The sequence below is a fragment of the Lentzea albida genome (assembly GCF_900111005.1).
GTDB classification, from domain to species: domain Bacteria; phylum Actinomycetota; class Actinomycetes; order Mycobacteriales; family Pseudonocardiaceae; genus Lentzea; species Lentzea albida.
On sequence record NZ_FOFV01000006.1, the window covers coordinates 87,453 to 104,313 of the forward strand.

Consider the following 16,861-nt stretch of genomic DNA (forward strand, 5'->3'; position numbering starts at 1 on the left):
GGCTCTTCCCCACCGGTTCGGCGGGAAGGCGCCGCGACCCGGCGGCCGCGGCGCCCGCACCGCTACCGTCCGACGAGCTCGACGGTCCTGCCGGCCTTGCGCGACTGGTCGACCCACTGGTCGATCGCCTGCCCGCAGGCCTGGTCGAGGTGCCGGACCCCGCTCAGGTCCATCCGGACGTGCTCGCGGTCGACCCGCTCCAGTTCGTCCAGCAGAACGGGCAGCCGCAGGAAGGTCGCGTTGCCGCGCAACGCCACCCCCTCCGGTGTCACGGTCACCTGCAGCCTCGACACGTCCCAGGCCGTCTTGACCACCGCGGCGAGCAGGCCCACCACCGTGCCGGTCAGCAGGTCGGTGCCCACGATGAGCCCGGCCGTCAGCACGAAGATGCCCATCTCGGCCTTGTCCGTGCGCCACAACGCGACGACCTCGCGCAGGCCGAGCAGCTTCCACCCGGCGTGCACCAGCACCGCCGCCAGCACGGCGATCGGGATCAGCGTCAGCAGCCCCGGCAGCAGTACAACGAACAGCAGCAGCCACACGCCGTGCAGCACCCGGGACGCCTTCGTCCTGGCCCCCGCCGCCACGTTGGCCGAGCTGCGCACGATCACCGCCGTCATCGGCAGCGCGCCGAGCAGGCCGCAGATCGAGTTGCCGACGCCCTGCGCCACCAGCTCCTTGTTGTACTGCGTGCGCGGGCCGCTGTGCATGCGGTCGACCGCGGCGGCGCTGAACATGCTCTCGGCAGAGGCGACGAGGGCGAACACCACTGCCGTGCCGATGACCCCGGTGTCGAGCAACGAGAAGTTCGGCAGGTGCACGTCCGTCGACAGGGTGCCGACCGTGATCTTCTCGACCGACGACGCGAACACCGTCGCGATCGCGGTGCAGACGACCACGCCGACGAGCATGCCGGGCACCACGCGCATCGGCGTGCGCTGCCACAGCAGCATGATCAGCACGGTGAGCAGGCCGAGCGCGGCCGCCACGGGCGAGACGACCAGGTGCTTGAGCTGGCCGAAGATCAGCACCAGCCCGATGCCGGCGAGCATGCCCTGCACCACCGACGGGGAGATCGCGCGGAACCAGCGCCCGCACCGGGCTAAGCCCAGCGCGACCTGCAGCAGTCCGGCGCCGAGGACGATGACGCCCAGCGCTTCCAGTCCGTGCCGGGACACGGCGTCCGCCACCAGCACCGTCAGCCCGGCGGCCGGTCCGCTCACCTGCATCGTGCTGCCCGGCAGCAGGCCGACGACGATGCCGCCGACCACTCCCGTCACGATGCCGAGTTCGGCCGGCACCCCGGACGCCACCGCCACGCCCACGCACAGCGGCAGCGCCACGAGGAACACGACGACCGATGCGCCGAGATCGGTCCAATGCTTCTTCATCACGTCGAGACCCCTACAGCGGAAGGAAGGCGTGCTCGGCGCACGCGGAGACCTCGCCGGTCTCGATGTCGTAGAACCAGCCGTGGACGCGCAGCGACCCCTCGGCGACCTTCTCGGCCACGAACGGGTACGCGAGCAGGACCTCCAGCTGGGCGCGGACGTGTTCCTGCCCCTCCGGGCGCATCGCCGGGCCGGACGCCTGGCGCGGCTGCCCGGGACGCAGCCACCCGCGCATCGCGGGCAGGTGGTCGATGCCACCGGCGTTCAACGCGCCGACCGCGCCGCAGTGCGAATGGCCGCAGACGACGATCTCGCTGACGCCGAGTTGCAGCACGGCGAACTCGATCGTCGCCATCTCACTGCTCGGCGCGGTCAGCGAGTAGGGAGGGATGACGTTGCCCGCGGTGCGCAGTTCGAACAACGCGCCGGGTTCGGCACCGGTGATGGCGGCGGTCACGATGCGCGAATCCGCGCACGTGATGAACATCGTGCTGGGTTGCTGACCCGCGGCGAGCTGACGGCCGAGTGCACTGGAACGCGAAGCGGCGTGTGCGCGGGCATGCTGAACAAAGCGATGGAAGTCCATGGGAATCCCTCACTGCGTAGGAACGAGGTGTTCGGTTTCGATCCGGGGAGAGAGGACCGATCAGTTGCGGAACACCTGCAACGCGGGAGGTGTGCGCCAAACGACTATCGGTTCGGCGTTGTGCACGAGAACGAGGACACCGGGAAGGGCGCGCGGCAGGAACACCGTGACGAACGACGGCCCGGCCATCTTCGCCGTGCGGTCCACGGAGGTGACCAGCAGGCGCAGACGGGTCGTCTCGCGCTCCTCGCGAGGCGCTTCCTCCTTGGGAGCGGAGGTCTTCGACTTCGGCGGCGGCGCGCCGATCGCCACGGTGGAGACGGCCGGGGTGAGCACGGCGCAGAGGGCGACGACGACAGCGAGAAGAACACTGCGCATGATCACACCCCCAACCGAGTCTCTCTACAGCTATCAGTTTCGCCCGAAATGGACAACTTTCGCGATATTCGAACTCAGGTTTGCCCTGATGAAGAGCGAACTTCACCCGAAAGGTCTTCCGGTCTCACGGAAACATGCTTATGCGGAGAGTGAGCGTCCGAGGGGTGCCGTTGCACCGAAAGCGTTAATCAGGTCGGCGATCCATTGGTCACCAATACGATCGGTGATCATGCACCAATCAAGACGACCGCAGAGAGCGGCCGCGCAGCTCGGAATGTGGCGATCGTGACACAGAGCCGCACCGGCGCGTTACCGCATGCGAGCTTTACCGGAAATTCACTCCGGCGACAGGATTGAAAGCGGTAAACCCTGTAAAGGCGAACGCCCCGCGCGACGTCGTTGTCGCGCGGGGCGTCATGCTGCTCTCCGCTGTCGGACGCCGTTGTCAGACCACAGCGAGCGGAAGCTGGTTCGGGATGACCGGCGAAGGCAGGTTCGAGGAACCCGTGAGGAACCTGTCCACGGCGTTCGCCACGGACCGCCCCTCGGCGATCGCCCACACCACCAGGGACGCGCCGCGGTGGGCGTCCCCGCAGACGAACACGCCGGGCGCGGTCGTCTGCCAGTCGGAGCCGCACGAGATCGTGCCGCGCGTCGTCAGCGAGATCCCGAGGTCGTCCAGGAGCCGCATGTGCTCGACGCCCTCGAAGCCGATCGCCAGCAGGACCATGTCCGCGGGCAGGACCTCGATCTCGTCGGACAGCGGCACCACGGAACGGCGGCCGGACGAGTCCTTCTCGACGCGCACCTGCTGCAGCTCGATGAACCGCACGTGGCCGTCCTCGTCGCCCACGAAGCGCTTGACCGCCACGGTGAAGCGGCGCTCGCCGGCCTCCTCGTGCGCGGGGTACGTGCGCAGGATGTGCGGCCACACGGGCCACGGCGAGCGGTCGTCGTCGCGGACCGTCGGCGGCATCGGGTACTGGTCGAGCTGCGTCACGGACAGCGCGCCCTCGCGGGTCGCGGTGCCGTAGCAGTCGGCGCCCGTGTCGCCACCGCCGATGACGATGACGTGCTTGCCCTCGGCCGAGAGCGCGGACGGGCCGTCGCCCTCGACGGCGCGGTTCGCGGGGACCAGGTGGTCCATCGCGAGGTGCACGCCCTTGAGCTCACGTCCCGGCGTCGTCTTGTCGTCACGGCCGCGCAGGGCGCCCACGGCGAGCACGACCGAGTCGAACTCCGCGCGCAGCTGCTCGACGGTGATGTCGACGCCGACCTCGCAGCCGGTGACGAACTTCGTGCCCTCCTTGCGCAGCTGCGCCAGCCTGCGGTCGAGGACCTTCTTCTCCATCTTGAACTCGGGGATGCCGTAGCGCAGCAGTCCGCCGAGGCGGTCGTCGCGTTCGTACACCACGACCTCGTGGCCCGCGCGGGTCAGCTGCTGCGCGGCGGCGAGCCCGGCGGGACCGGAGCCGACGATGGCCACGCGCTTGCCGGAGGACACCGCGGCCTGGGACGGCTGCACGTAGCCGTTCTCCCACGACACGTCCGCGATGGTCTCCTCGACCCGCTTGATCGCGACGGCACCACCGGCGTCGTGCGAGATCGACAGCACGCAGGCGGCCTCGCACGGCGCCGGGCACAGCCGGCCCGTGAACTCCGGGAAGTTGTTGGTGGCGTGCAGGCGGTCCGAGGCGAGCTCCCAGTCGCCGCGGCGCACCAGGTCGTTCCACTCGGGGATGAGGTTCCCGAGCGGGCAGCCCGCCGTTCCGCTGTGGCAGAAGGGGATGCCGCAGTCCATGCACCGCGTCGCCTGCGTGCGCACGGCGGCGTTGCGCTCCTCCGGTGCCTCGTGGAGGTAGACCTCGTTCCAGTCCTGCAACCTCTCCGGCTTCGGACGCTTCGGCGCGTCGGAGCGGGAGTACTTCATGAATCCCTGTGGATCAGCCACGAGACGCCTCCATGACAGCCGCGTCAACGTCCCGGCCCTCGGCGCGGGCGAGGCGCATGGCCTCGAGAACGCGCTGGTAGTCACCGGGCATGACCTTCGTGAACGCACCGGCCCGCCGGGTCCAGTCACCGAGCAGCGACGCGGCGACGGCGGAACCCGTGGCCTCGTGGTGCTTGGTGACGGCGTCCTTGAGCCAACGCAGGTCCTCGGCGCTGAGGCGCTGCAGTTGCACCATCTCCTGGTTCACCGACAACGGGTCCAGGTCGAGCACGTACGCGATGCCGCCGGACATGCCGGCCGCGACGTTGCGCCCGGTCGGCCCGAGCACCACGGCCCGGCCACCGGTCATGTATTCGAACGCGTGGTCGCCCACGCCCTCGGCCACCAGCAGCGCGCCGGAGTTGCGGACGCAGAAGCGCTCGCCGACCCGGCCGCGCAGGAACACCTCACCGGAGGTGGCGCCGTAGCCGATCACGTTGCCCGCGATCACCTGCTGCTCGGCGGCGAACGGCGCGTCGTCGTGCGGCCGGACGATGATCCGCCCGCCGGACAGGCCCTTGCCGACGTAGTCGTTCGCGTCGCCGACCATCTCGAGCGTGATGCCGCGCGGCAGGAACGCGCCGAGCGACTGGCCGGCCGACCCGGTCAGCTTGACCCGGATCGTGTCGTCCTCGAGGCCCTCGCCGCCGTAGCGGCGCGTGACCTCGGCGCCGAGCAGCGTGCCGACGGTGCGGTTGACGTTGCGGACGGGCAGCTCCAGCGTGACCTGGTGCGCGTCCTCCAGCGCCGCCTCGGCGAGCTGGATCAGCGTGCGGTCCAGGGCCTTGTCGAGACCGTGGTCCTGCTCGCGGACCCGGCGCTTCGCCGTCGGGTACGGGGTCTCGGGCACCTCGAAGACGGGAGCCAGGTTCAGGCCCTCGGTCTTCCAGTGCTCGATCGCCTCGTCCTTGTCGAGCAGCTCCGCGTGACCGACGGCCTCGTCGATCGTGCGGAAGCCGAGCTCGGCCAGGATCTCGCGGGCCTCCTGCGCGATGAACTCGAAGAAGTTCACGACGTGGTCGGCCTGGCCGGTGTAGCGGGCGCGCAGGTCGGGGTTCTGCGTGGCGACGCCGACCGGGCACGTGTCCAGGTGGCAGACGCGCATCATCACGCAGCCCGCGACGATCAGCGGTGCCGTGGCGAAGCCGAACTCCTCGGCGCCGAGCAGCGCGGCGACCACGACGTCGCGGCCGGTGCGCATCGCGCCGTCGACCTGGACGGTGATGCGGTCGCGCAACCCGTTGAGCAGCAACGTCTGCTGGGTCTCGGCAAGGCCGATCTCCCACGGCGTTCCCGCGTGCTTCAACGAGTTCATCGGCGAGGCGCCGGTGCCGCCGTCGTAGCCCGAGATCAGCACGACGTCCGCGTGCGCCTTCGCCACACCGGCGGCGACGGTGCCGACGCCGATGGACGAGACGAGCTTCACGTGAACCCGCGCCTGCTCGTTCGCGTTCTTCAGGTCGTGGATGAGTTGCGCCAGGTCCTCGATCGAGTAGATGTCGTGGTGCGGCGGCGGCGAGATGAGACCGACGCCCGGCGTGGAGTGCCGGGTGCGCGCGACCCACGGGTAGACCTTGAAACCGGGCAGCTGGCCGCCCTCGCCGGGCTTCGCGCCCTGCGCCATCTTGATCTGGATGTCCGTGGAGTTCACGAGGTACTCGCTCGTGACGCCGAACCGTCCACTCGCGACCTGCTTGACCGCCGAACGCCGTTCCGGGTCGTACAGGCGCTCGCGGTCCTCGCCGCCCTCACCGGAGTTCGAGCGGCCGCCGAGGCGGTTCATCGCGATGGCGAGCGTCTCGTGCGCCTCGGCCGAGATCGAGCCGTAGGACATGGCGCCGGTGTTGAAGCGCTTGACGATCGAGCTGACGGGCTCGACCTCGTCGATCGGGATGGGCGTGCGGCCCTCGTTGCGGAACTTGAACAACCCGCGCAGCGTGCCGCCCTGCCGGGAGATGCGCTCGACCTCCGCCGTGTACTGGCGGAAGACCTCCTCCTTGCGCGTCTTCGTGGCGTGCTGCAGCAGGAACACCGTCTCCGGCGTGAACAGGTGCAGCTCGCCCTCGCGGCGGTAGGAGTACTCGCCACCGACCTCGAGCTTGCGGTGCGCGCGCTCGGTCGGGTTGTCCGGGAACGCGCGGCGGTGGCGCAGCGCCACCTCCTCGGCGAGCACGTCGAGGCCGGCGCCGCCGAGCTTCGACTGCGTGCCGGTGAAGTACTCGTCGAGCAGGTCGTTCGACAGGCCGACGGCCTCGAAGATCTGCGCCGCGGTGTAGGCGCCGACCGTCGAGATGCCCATCTTCGACATGATCTTCAGGACGCCCTTGACGAGCGCCTTGACGTAGTTGCGGATCGCCTTGTGCGCCGGGACGCCGGTGATGGCGCCCTGGCTGATCAGGTCCTCGATCGTCTCGAACGCGAGGTACGGGTTCACCGCGGCGGCGCCGTAGCTCAGCAGGGCGGCGACGTGGTGGACCTCGCGGCAGTCACCGGACTCGACGACGAGCGCGACGCGCAGGCGTTCCTTGGTGCGCACCAGGTGGTGGTGCACCGCGGACACGAGCAGCAGCGACGGGATCGGCGCCATGCGGTGGTCCGAGTCGCGGTCGCTGAGCACCAGCGTCCGAGCGCCGTTCGCGATGGCCTCCGACGCCTCACGACGCACGCGCTCGATCGCGGCGGTCAGCGCCTCGCCGCCACCGTCCACTTCGTACAGTCCGGACAGGACGGTGCAGGCGAAGCCCGGCAGGTCGCCGTCGTCGTTGATGTGGATGAGCTTCGCGAGCTCGTCGTTGTCGATGACCGGGTAGTCGAGCGTGACGTGGCGGCACGACACCGGGCCGGGGTCGAGCAGGTTCTGCTCGGGTCCCATCACGCGCTTGACGGACGTGACGATCTCTTCGCGGATCGCGTCCAGCGGCGGGTTCGTGACCTGCGCGAAGTTCTGCACGAAGTAGTCGTAGAGCAACCGCGAGCGCTGGCTGAGCGCCGCGACCGGGGTGTCCGTGCCCATCGACGCCAGCGGCTCCATGCCCATGATCGACATGGGCGTGAGCAGGATCCGCAGCTCCTCCTCGGTGTAGCCGAAGGTGAGCTGGCGGCGCACGACGGACTCGTGGCTCTGCACGACGTGCTCGCGGTCGGACAGGTCGGCGAGGTCGAGCAGGCCGGCGTGCAGCCACTCGTCGTAGGGCTGCTCCGACGCGAGGTTCGACTTGAACTCCTCGTCGTCGATGATGCGGCCCTGGGCGGTGTCCACGAGGAACATGCGGCCGGGCTGCAGGCGGCCCTTCGCGACGACCTGGTCGGACGGCACGTCGAGCACACCGGTCTCGGACGCCAGGACGACGCGGCCGTCGGCGGTCTGCCACCAGCGGGCGGGACGCAGGCCGTTGCGGTCGAGGACCGCGCCGACGAGCTCGCCGTCGGTGAACGTGACGCAGGCAGGGCCGTCCCACGGCTCCATCAGCGACGCGTGGAACTGGTAGAACGCGCGGCGCTTCGGGTCCATCGTGGCGTGGTTCTCCCACGCCTCCGGGATCATCATCAGCACGGCGTGCGGCAGGCTGCGGCCGCCGAGGTGCAGCAGTTCCAGCACCTCGTCGAACGACGCGGAGTCCGAGCCGTCCGGGTTGCAGATCGGGAACAGCCGGGCGAGATCGCCCGGGATCAGTTCGCTGTCCAGCAACGCCTCGCGGGCGCGCATGCGGTTGCGGTTGCCGCGGACGGTGTTGATCTCACCGTTGTGGGCGACGAACCGGAACGGGTGCGCGAGCGGCCACGACGGGAAGGTGTTCGTGGAGAAACGGCTGTGCACCAACGCGATCGCCGTGTAGAGGCGCTCGTCGCGCAGGTCGGGGAAGAACGCCGGCAGCTGCTCGGTCGTCAGCATTCCCTTGTAGACGATCGTGCGCGCCGACAGCGACGGGAAGTAGACGCTGCCCTCGTGCTCGACCCGCTTGCGCAGGCAGAACGCCAGGCGGTCCAGGGCGATGCCGGACTCGTCGCGCGTGCCCTTCACGAACAGCTGCGCGAAGTGCGGCGCGACCGACATGGCCGTGGGGCCGACGTCGGCGTGCTCCGGGTCGACCGGGACGTCGCGCCAGCCGAGGACGACGAGGCTCTCCTGCTCGGCGATGCGCTCGATCTCCTGCATCGCGGCGACGCGTTCTTCGGCCTCGAACGGCAGGAAGGCGATCCCGGCCGCGTACTGCCCGCGCTCGGGCAGGTCGAACTCGACGACAGCCCGCAGGAACTCGTCCGGGAGCTGCAGAAGGATGCCAGCACCGTCACCCGACGTGGGTTCGGCGCCCGCGGCGCCCCGGTGCTCCAGGTTCGCCAGCGCCGTCAGGGCATCGACGACGATGCCGTGGGAACGCCTGCCCTGGATGTCGGCCACCATGGCGACACCACAGGCGTCGCGCTCATCAGCCGGGTCGTAGAGACCCTGGGGGCCGGGGATGGCGGAGAAGATCACTGCGCAGACCTCCTTCGTCGTCCTCGCGAAAGAACAAAGTCCTCGTGCTCAGACCTCGAACCAACAGGTGGGAGCACGGGACGACGATGGCCCGCGTGTTGACGCGACTTTAACAGCCGCGAAACCCAGGGACACCCGCCAATGGGTGATCTAGGTCATGGATGTGTAACGATTCCCCGCTGCGGAGCGACATTGCGGCCAACGTCGGCGTTCGTTACGTCCGGGTTAGCGTAACCGAACGTTCAACTACGGCCAGTCGGATGAGAGCTGCGCTACATTCGCGGTTTGCCACTGGATGAGCCGGGTACCCGATCGTTTTGGCTGATCAGCCGCTTGCCGTCCCAGTTAGCGGACGCTCACCCCACGATAACCCGGTCACCCGGCACCGTCCATTCGAACAGATCGCGCCTCGGTGGCCCCAAACGAAACCGAGGCCCCGTTCACCCCGCGCCGCATGCGGGGAGAGCGGGACCTCGGCATTCATGGAGGTCGTGAGGTCGCGTGGCCGGAGCCGGGAAGAGTCGCCTCCGGCCACGGACGCCTCAGTGAGCCGCGACCGGCTCCTTCCTGTCGTCGTCCGCGCCGGTCTGCTTCGAGAGCAGGTCGTCGACGTCGACGCTGTCCGGGTCGTTCAGCACGCGGGTCAGCTGGTCCTTGTCGAGCGCCTTCTGCCAGGCGGCGACCACGAGCGACCCGACACCGTTGCCGATCACGTTGGTGATGGCGCGGGCCTCGGACATGAAGCGGTCGATGCCGACGATGAGCGCGATGCCGACCGCGGGGATGGCCGAGTGGGCCTCGAAGGCCTGCAGCGAGGCGGCCAGGGTGACGAGGCCGGCACCGGTGACGCCCGCCGCGCCCTTCGACGCGATCAGCATGAACAGCAGCAGGCCGATCTGGACGCCGATCGACACGTCGTGACCCGTGGCCTGGGCGATGAAGATCGCGCCCATGGTCAGGTAGATGCAGGTGCCGTCGAGGTTGAACGAGTAGCCGGTCGGGATGGTGAGGCCGACGACCGACTTCTGCGCGCCCGCCGCCTCCAGCTTGACCATCATGCGCGGCAGCACCGACTCGGACGACGAGGTGCCGAGCACGATCAGGATCTCGTCCTTGATGTAGCGCAGGAACTTGAAGAGGCTGAAGCCCGCGAACTTCGCCACCAGGCCGAGCACCACGATGACGAACAGGATGCAGGTGGCGTAGAAGGAGCCCATCAGCCACAGCAGCTTGCCGAGGACGCTGCCGCCGAACTTGCCGACCGTGTAGGCGATGCCGCCGAAGGCACCGATCGGGGCGACGTACATGACGATCTTGATGATGCCGAACATGACCTTGGAGAGCGTCTCCATCGCGGAGACGACCTTGGCGCCGCGCTCCCCCATGCCCGCCACCGCGACGGCGACGAGGATGGCGACCACGAGCACCTGGATCAGCTGGCCGTCGGTGAACGCGCTGACGAACGACTTCGGCACCAGGCTCAGGATGAAGCCGGTGACACCGGTCTCCGCGGTCGAGGCGGACTTCAGCGTCGCGTCGGCCTGGCTGGCGTTCAGCGTGATGTCGCCGCCGTGGTGACCAGGCTGCACGATGTTAACGACGATGAGGCCGATGGCGAGCGCCACCGTGGTCATCGCGGTGAAGTAGAGGATCGTCTTGAGCGCGAGCCCGCCCGCCTTGGCGAGGTTCCCGAGCCCCGCGATGCCGACGATGATCGTCGCGAAGATGGTCGGCGCGATGACGACCTTCACGAGGTTCACGAACAGGTCCGCGAGCCACTTCATCTCGGACGCCTGTTTGGGGAACAGGAACCCGACGGCAGCGCCCAGAACGATGGAGACGAGCACCCAGAAGTAGAGGTGCTTGTAGATCGGTTTGCGCCCTGTGGTCGTGGTGGCCACTGTTCCTCCTTGAACTACGTGTTGGACAGAGAGTGAGCCGCGCCACCAGGCCCGACAAGCGGGCGTCGGGAAACTTCAGACAGCCCTGACGTAACAGCTAGGCTTCATCGGTGTCGCTCAGCCGTCGCACGCTTCTGCTAGGGGCCGGTCTGGCTCTTGCCGGGTGCACCCCGCGCAAGGTCGAGGCCCCCGCCGAGCTGGTGCTCGCGACCGGGCCGGAGGGCGCCGTGTTCCGCGAGGTCGGAGGGGCCCTGGCGGCCGCGCTGGCCGAGCAGCTGCCCGGTACGAAGGTCACCGCGATCCCGACGGCCGCGTCGGTCGAGAACCTGCAGTTGTTGCGATCAGGTGGAGCCCAGCTCGCGCTGTCCTCTTTGGACCCGATCGACGACCCGCAGAGCGTTCGCGCGGTCGGCAGGCTCTACGACAGCTTCATGCAGATCGCGGTGCCGGTGGCGTCCCCGATCACGACGTTCGGCGACCTCGCGGGCAAGCGGATCTCGTTGGGCCCCTTCGGATCCGGCACGGAGTTCACCGCCAAGCGGATGCTCGAGTTCTTCGGCCTGTCCGCAATGGACGAACGCATGGCGCACTCCGAGGCCTCCCGCCGGGTCGCGAACGGGTCGCTCGACGCGTTGCTCGCGCTGACCGGCATCCCGACGCCCGCGATCACCGACCTGCAGGGCGACGTCCGGCTCGTCGACATCCCGCAGGAGGCGATCAAGCTCGCCGACGCGTTCAAGGGCCCGTACATCCCCGCGACCATCCCGAGCACGATCTACGAGGACGTGGCGGCGAACCAGACGTTCGCGGTGCCGAACCTGCTGCTCGCGCGCGAGTCGCTGAGCGCGGACGTCGTGGAGGTCGTGGCGCGCACGGTGTTCACCGAGACCGCGCGGATCGTGGAGGGGCACCCGGAGGCGTCGCGCATCAACGTCCGCACCGGCATCGCGACCGGTCTCGTGCCGCTGCACGACGGCGCTAAGCGCTGGTTCCGTTCCGTGAAGCGCTGAGGGCGACCTTCACGTCCAGGCCGGGACCGGCGTCGTGCAGGGTGAGCGTGCCGCCGGCCGACTCGATCAGCTCGGCGCAGATCGCGAGCCCCATGCCGGTGCCCGCGACGTTCTGGTGCTTGGTCGCGCGCCAGAACCGTTGCAGCGCGAGCTCCCGCTCCTCGGCGCTCAGGCCGTCGCCGTTGTCGACGACGTGCAGCTCACCGTGCCTGCCGGTGATCACGACCTCGGAGGCGTTGGAGAGCCGGATGGCGTTGCTGACGAGCTCGTCGAGCACGCTGCCGAGGCCGCCGGGCGGTTCCTGCATGGTCAGCCCGGCCGGGATGTCGATCTTCAAGTCGACGCCGGACTTGCTCGCGAGCGCCTGCCAGGCCGGGCGGTGCGTCGTGAGCAGCTGGTCGATCTCGACGGGTTCGGTCTGCCGCGCGCTGTCGAGCCGGGTCGCGGCGAGCAGCGTGTCGAGCACGCGTCCCATCTCCTCGGCCTCCTCGACCGCGATCTGGTGCGCCTCCCGCGCGTGCTCCCCCTCGACGTGCGGTTCGAGGTTGTCCACGGCGAGCCGCAGACTCGCCAGCGGGTTCCTCAGCTGGTGCGACGCGTCGGCCACGAACGCCTTCTGCCTGTTCAGGGCCTTGCCGACGACGTCGACCATGGTGTTGAAGCTGCGGGCGAGCCGCCTGAGCTCCTGCGGCCCGCCGACCTCGTCCGCGCGCACCTCGAGGTTGCCCTGGGCGACGGCCGCGGTGGCCTCGTCGAGCCTGCCGATCGGCCGGAGCACCCACCGCGACATGGGCCAGGCGGCGGCGACCACGGCGAACATGGGCGCGAGACCGGCCAGCGCCAGCAGCCCCCACTGCCGCAGCACCTCGGACCGCAGGCCGCTCGTCTGCGAGATCGTGATGACGGCGGCCACCACCTCGCTGTCGCGTCCGACCGGTTCCACGACGACCATGGGCCCGGTGCGCCAAGGCCAGCCCGAGTACCCCGGCTCCGGCCGCACGCCGCCGTTCAGCGCCGTGTCGAGGGCCGTCGTGACCTCGGGGTCCTTCGTGGGGTCGAACTCGAGCCGGGAGGCCAGCAGGATCCGCCGGTCCGCGCTGACGAGGGCCACCGGGATGTCGTAGAGGTGGTCGTAGCCCTGGATCTCCTGGCTCAGCGCCTCCAACCGGCCCGACTGCAACGCGCTCTCGCCGAGCGAGGCGAACCTGCTGGCGTCACCGAGCCGGTCGAGGTACGTGGTCTGGGTCTCGCGCTGCACGACCGCGGACGCCAAAGGGATGCCGAGCGCCGCGACCAGGGCGACGAGCAGCGGAACGGTGATGACGAGCAGTCGGCGGAGCATCGGCTCAGATTGTTCCGCACACCGGCCGCGGATGTCTTTCGGAGCCTCGTCACGTGGCGAGGCGGTACCCGACCCCGCGGACGGTCTCGATCTTGACCCGGTCGCCGAGCTTGCCCCGCAGCGCCGCGATGTGGGTGTCGAGCGTGCGCGACGGCGCCTCCCAGTGCGCCTGCCACACCTGGTCGACGATGAAGTCGCGGCTCACCACCTCGCCCCTGCGGGTCGCGAGGAGGGCGAGCAGGTCGAACTCCTTGCGGGTCAGCGACAGCGGCTCGCCCGCGAGCGTGACCACGCGGGTCGACGTGAGGATGTGCAGCGGCCCGACCTCGACCGGCGCCTCGCTCTCCGGCTCGGCCCGGTGGGCGCGGGTGCGGCGCAGCACGGCCTCGATCCGGGCGAGCAGCTCGGACGTGCCGAACGGCTTCACGACGTAGTCGTCGGCACCCGCGCGCAGGCCCAGCACGCGTTCGCGTTCCTCGCCGCGGGCCGTCACCGTGATGACGGCGGTGCCCGGACGGTGCCGCAGTTCGCGCAGCACGTCCAGGCCGTCACCGTCGGGCAGGCCGAGGTCCAGCAACACCACGTCGGCGGGCGCGGCACGCAGCGCGTCGGCGGCCGTGGCCACCCGATGCACCTCGTACCCCGCGTGCCGCAGCGCGGTCAGCAGGCCTCTGGCCACCCGGTCGTCATCCTCGACGACGAGCACGCGCACAGGTTCACTCCGGTTTGACGGACTCCGGGGAGTCCTTCTTGTCCTTCTCGGTGGCGTCGGTGCCGTCCTCGGCGACGCTCTCGTCGTCGGTTCCGGCGGCCTCGGCCGGCTCAGCGGGCTCGGTGGTCTCCCCGGTGCCCCGCAGCGCGGCGACGTCCTCCCGCTCACCGCGCGACTTGGCGATGATGAAGTACGCGACCGCCCCGAAGAACACGATGGCCGACACGAACACGTTCACGCGCGTGCCGAAGATCAGCGTGGCCTCGTCGGTCCGCATCAGCTCGATCCAGAACCGGCCGGCCGTGTAACCCGCGACGTACAGCGCGAAGACCCGGCCGTGGCCCAGGCGGAACTTCCGGTCGGCCCACACGATCAGGAACGCGACGCCGAGGTTCCACAGCAGCTCGTAGAGGAACGTCGGGTGGACGACCTGGATCGGCGTGTGGTCGATGGCGACACCGGCCAGCGCGTCCTCGCGGCCCTCCTGCGTCACGCGGCGGTAGATCTCGAGGCCCCACGGCAACGTCGTGTCGCCGCCGTAGAGCTCCTGGTTGAAGTAGTTGCCGAGCCGGCCGATGGCCTGCGCCGCCACGATGCCGGGCGCCAGCGCGTCCGCCATGGCGGGCAGCGGGATGCCCTTGCGCCGGCAGCCGATCCACGCGCCGACGGCACCGAGCGCGATCGCGCCCCAGATGCCGAGGCCGCCGTTCCAGATCTCGAGCGCCGCGAGCGGGTCCTTGCCCGGCCCGAAGTACTTCTGGTTGTCGGTGATGACGTGGTACAGCCGCCCACCGACGAGACCGAACGGCACGGCCCACACGGCGATGTCGGTGACCTCGCCCTTGATGCCGCCGCGTTCGACCCAGCGGCGCTCACCCCACCAGATCGCGACGATGATGCCGGCGATGATGCACAGCGCGTAGGCCCTGATGGGGAGCGGACCGAGGTACCAAACACCGCGGTCGGGACTCGGGATCGTGGCCAGAAGGGCGTCCAACACGGCGCCCACCGTACCGGTCGCCCTGTGAGCGTCTCGTGGGGACGCGCGATCGTTATCCGATCCTGGGCTCGGCGGCCCCCGGCCGAGATACTCGGACGCGGTCTCGGCGGACTCGCGAAAGGGCGGACATGACGGTCCTGGTGGCTGGCGGCGGCATCGGCGGACTGGCGGCGGCGGTCGGGCTCGCCCGAGCCGGGCAGCACGTCACGGTGCTCGAGGCGGCGGCGGCGTTCGAGGAGATCGGCGCCGGCATCCAGGTCGGGCCCAACGGGTTCCGCATGCTCGACTCCCTCGGTGTCGGGCCCGCCGTGCGGGCTCGCGCCGTGCACGTGGACGAGGGGCGCCTGCGGTGCGGGGTCTCCGGGCGGCTGGTCGCCGCGCTGCCGTTCGACTCGGACTTCCAGGCGCGGTTCGGCACCTACGCGGTGGTGCACCGCAACGACGTGCTCGCGCCGTTGCTCGCCGCCTGCCTCGCCGACGAGCGCGTCGACCTCCGGGTGGACAGCGCCGTGGCGGCCTACGAGCAGGACGGCTCCGGGGTCACGGCGGTGCTGCGGTCGGGCGACGTCGTGCGCGGCGCGGCCCTGGTGGGCGCGGACGGGTTGCGCTCGGCGGTGCGGCGGCAGCTCGTCGGCGACGGGGAGCCACCCGTCTCCGGGCACACGACGTTCCGCGCGGTCATCCCGGCCGAGAACGTGCCGCAGTCGTTGAAGGAGAACGTGGTCACGCTCTGGGCAGGGCCGCGCTACCACGTCGTCTGGTACGTGATCGCGGGCGGGCGGTACGTGAACCTCGTGGCCACGGTGGACAACGGCGCCACGGAACCCATGACCGGCAAGCCCGTCGAGCACGCCGAGGTGCTGCGGCACTTCAGCCCGCTCTGCGACGACGCGACGCAGGTCATGGCGCTCGCCGCCGAGTGGCGCGCATGGGTGCTGTGCGACCGCCCGCCGATCACGACCTGGCAGGACTCCCGCGTCGTGCTGCTCGGCGACGCCGCCCACCCCGTCCTGCAGTACGCCGCGCAGGGCGCCTGCCAGGCGTTGGAGGACGCCGTGTGCCTCTCCTCCGCCTACGACTCCCGTGACGTGGCCGGCTCTCTTGCGCGGTACGTGGCGCTCCGCTCGGAGCGGACCGCGCGCGTCCACCACGTCTCACGGCTGATGGGCAGGGAGGTCTACCACCCCGCCGGGGAGGCGGCTGCGGCCCGTGACGCGATGTTCGCCTCGTGGACCGTCGCCGACCTGCACGAACGCCTGGAGTGGCTCTACGGCTAGAACGTGATGGTCACCGGGAACGGCTGCTCGGTCTCCAGCACGCCGCCCTTGCTGACGGCGATCTCGACGTACTCGCCGTCCTGGAGTTCCAGCAGGGTCGCCTCGACGACACGCGGTTCCGGGTCGACCATCAGGTAGTACTCGATGCCGGCCTGGGCGTAGAGGTCACGCTTCAGCCCCTGGTCGTTCAGCCGGGTGCTGGGCGAGAAGACCTCACCGACCAGCACCACGTCCGAGACCGGGAACAGGATTCCCGCCTCTCTCGGCCTCACGATGGTGAAATCCGGGATCACCAGACGCCCGCTGGACAGCAGGACGTTGAGCTCGATCGTCGCTTCGAAGGCGACCGGGCAGGCACCCACCAGACACCTGAACGCACGCGCCACCAGCTGCTGGTGCCGGTACGACCCCAGCGGGCTCACGAGGAGCATCCCGTCGACGAGTTCGATGCGCTGGCTGTTGTCCTCGGGGAGCGACAGGACGTCGTCGAGCGACCACGGACCCGCGTGCCTCGGCAGCAGGTACTGGGCTGGTGCCGTCTCTGCTGGAGCTGCCACTGGGCCTCACCTCCGAAAACCGCCCGGCGAGTACCAGTGTGGCACGCCGGGCGGATGGCTGGCTTGTGCATGACGCCACGATCGCAGGTCACAGCAGCGCCGAAGTGGGGTTTCGGGTCCCACCAGCACCAGATTCACTCGATCAGGTGTTCGAGTTCATGTCATTCTCTTGGAGGAACGTCAAGGCCTTGCCGGCACAACGCGAGACCGCCCGGCCAAGACGCCGAGCGGCTTCACGAC

At 69.8% G+C, this 16,861-nt stretch carries 12 protein-coding genes; 2 read left to right on the plus strand and 10 right to left on the minus strand.

What is annotated here, in order from left to right:
• Positions 1–62 precede the first annotated feature (62 nt).
• The 6 genes from BMY74_RS17230 to dctA form a co-directional block, all read right to left on the minus strand.
• A complete protein-coding gene (locus tag BMY74_RS17230) occupies positions 63–1,391 on the minus strand; it encodes a SulP family inorganic anion transporter (RefSeq protein ID WP_089917159.1) in 1,329 nt (442 codons plus the stop codon).
• A gap of 13 nt (positions 1,392–1,404) precedes the next feature.
• Positions 1,405–1,878: a carbonic anhydrase gene (locus BMY74_RS17235; protein WP_245786190.1), complete on the minus strand. Its 474-nt coding sequence runs from the start codon at positions 1,876–1,878 to the stop codon at positions 1,405–1,407.
• A gap of 159 nt (positions 1,879–2,037) precedes the next feature.
• On the minus strand, positions 2,038–2,355 hold the full coding sequence (locus BMY74_RS17240; RefSeq protein WP_143091596.1) for a hypothetical protein: 318 nt from the start codon (positions 2,353–2,355) through the stop codon (positions 2,038–2,040).
• Positions 2,356–2,800: 445 nt separating this feature from the next.
• On the minus strand, positions 2,801–4,306 hold the full coding sequence (locus BMY74_RS17245) for a glutamate synthase subunit beta (RefSeq protein WP_089917163.1): 1,506 nt from the start codon (positions 4,304–4,306) through the stop codon (positions 2,801–2,803).
• Positions 4,299–8,822, minus strand: coding sequence for a glutamate synthase large subunit (gene gltB / locus BMY74_RS17250; protein ID WP_089917164.1), 4,524 nt, complete (start codon positions 8,820–8,822; stop codon positions 4,299–4,301). Before gltB ends, BMY74_RS17245 begins: the two co-directional genes overlap by 8 nt.
• Positions 8,823–9,364: 542 nt before the next feature.
• Positions 9,365–10,723 carry a C4-dicarboxylate transporter DctA gene (gene dctA, locus BMY74_RS17255; protein WP_089917166.1) on the minus strand — a complete coding sequence of 453 codons (1,359 nt, stop codon included), beginning with the start codon at positions 10,721–10,723 and terminating at the stop codon, positions 9,365–9,367.
• Positions 10,724–10,833: 110 nt separating this feature from the next.
• Between dctA and BMY74_RS17260 the strand changes: the two genes are divergently transcribed.
• Complete coding sequence (locus BMY74_RS17260; protein WP_089917167.1) at positions 10,834–11,733, plus strand: TAXI family TRAP transporter solute-binding subunit; 900 nt, start codon at positions 10,834–10,836, stop codon at positions 11,731–11,733.
• Here the strand turns inward: BMY74_RS17260 and BMY74_RS17265 are convergent.
• From BMY74_RS17265 to lgt, 3 genes are read right to left on the minus strand one after another with little or no spacing between them, the layout of a single operon-like run.
• Positions 11,702–13,075: a sensor histidine kinase gene (locus BMY74_RS17265; protein ID WP_089917169.1), complete on the minus strand. Its 1,374-nt coding sequence runs from the start codon at positions 13,073–13,075 to the stop codon at positions 11,702–11,704. The two genes, BMY74_RS17260 and BMY74_RS17265, sit on opposite strands and share 32 nt — an antisense overlap.
• A gap of 49 nt (positions 13,076–13,124) precedes the next feature.
• On the minus strand, positions 13,125–13,787 hold the full coding sequence (locus BMY74_RS17270) for a response regulator transcription factor (RefSeq protein ID WP_089917171.1): 663 nt from the start codon (positions 13,785–13,787) through the stop codon (positions 13,125–13,127).
• Positions 13,788–13,791: 4 nt separating this feature from the next.
• Positions 13,792–14,784 (minus strand): prolipoprotein diacylglyceryl transferase, encoded by a 993-nt coding sequence (gene lgt / locus BMY74_RS17275; protein WP_089917673.1) that lies wholly within the window; start codon positions 14,782–14,784, stop codon positions 13,792–13,794.
• 131 nt (positions 14,785–14,915) lie between these two features.
• On the opposite strand from lgt, the gene BMY74_RS17280 reads away from it, so the two are divergent.
• Entirely contained in the window at positions 14,916–16,064 is a 1,149-nt protein-coding gene (locus tag BMY74_RS17280) for an FAD-dependent monooxygenase (protein ID WP_089917173.1), read from the plus strand.
• Here BMY74_RS17280 and BMY74_RS17285 read toward each other — a convergent pair.
• Entirely contained in the window at positions 16,061–16,621 is a 561-nt protein-coding gene (locus BMY74_RS17285; protein WP_089917174.1) for a Uma2 family endonuclease, read from the minus strand. The two genes, BMY74_RS17280 and BMY74_RS17285, sit on opposite strands and share 4 nt — an antisense overlap.
• Positions 16,622–16,861: the final 240 nt, after the last annotated feature.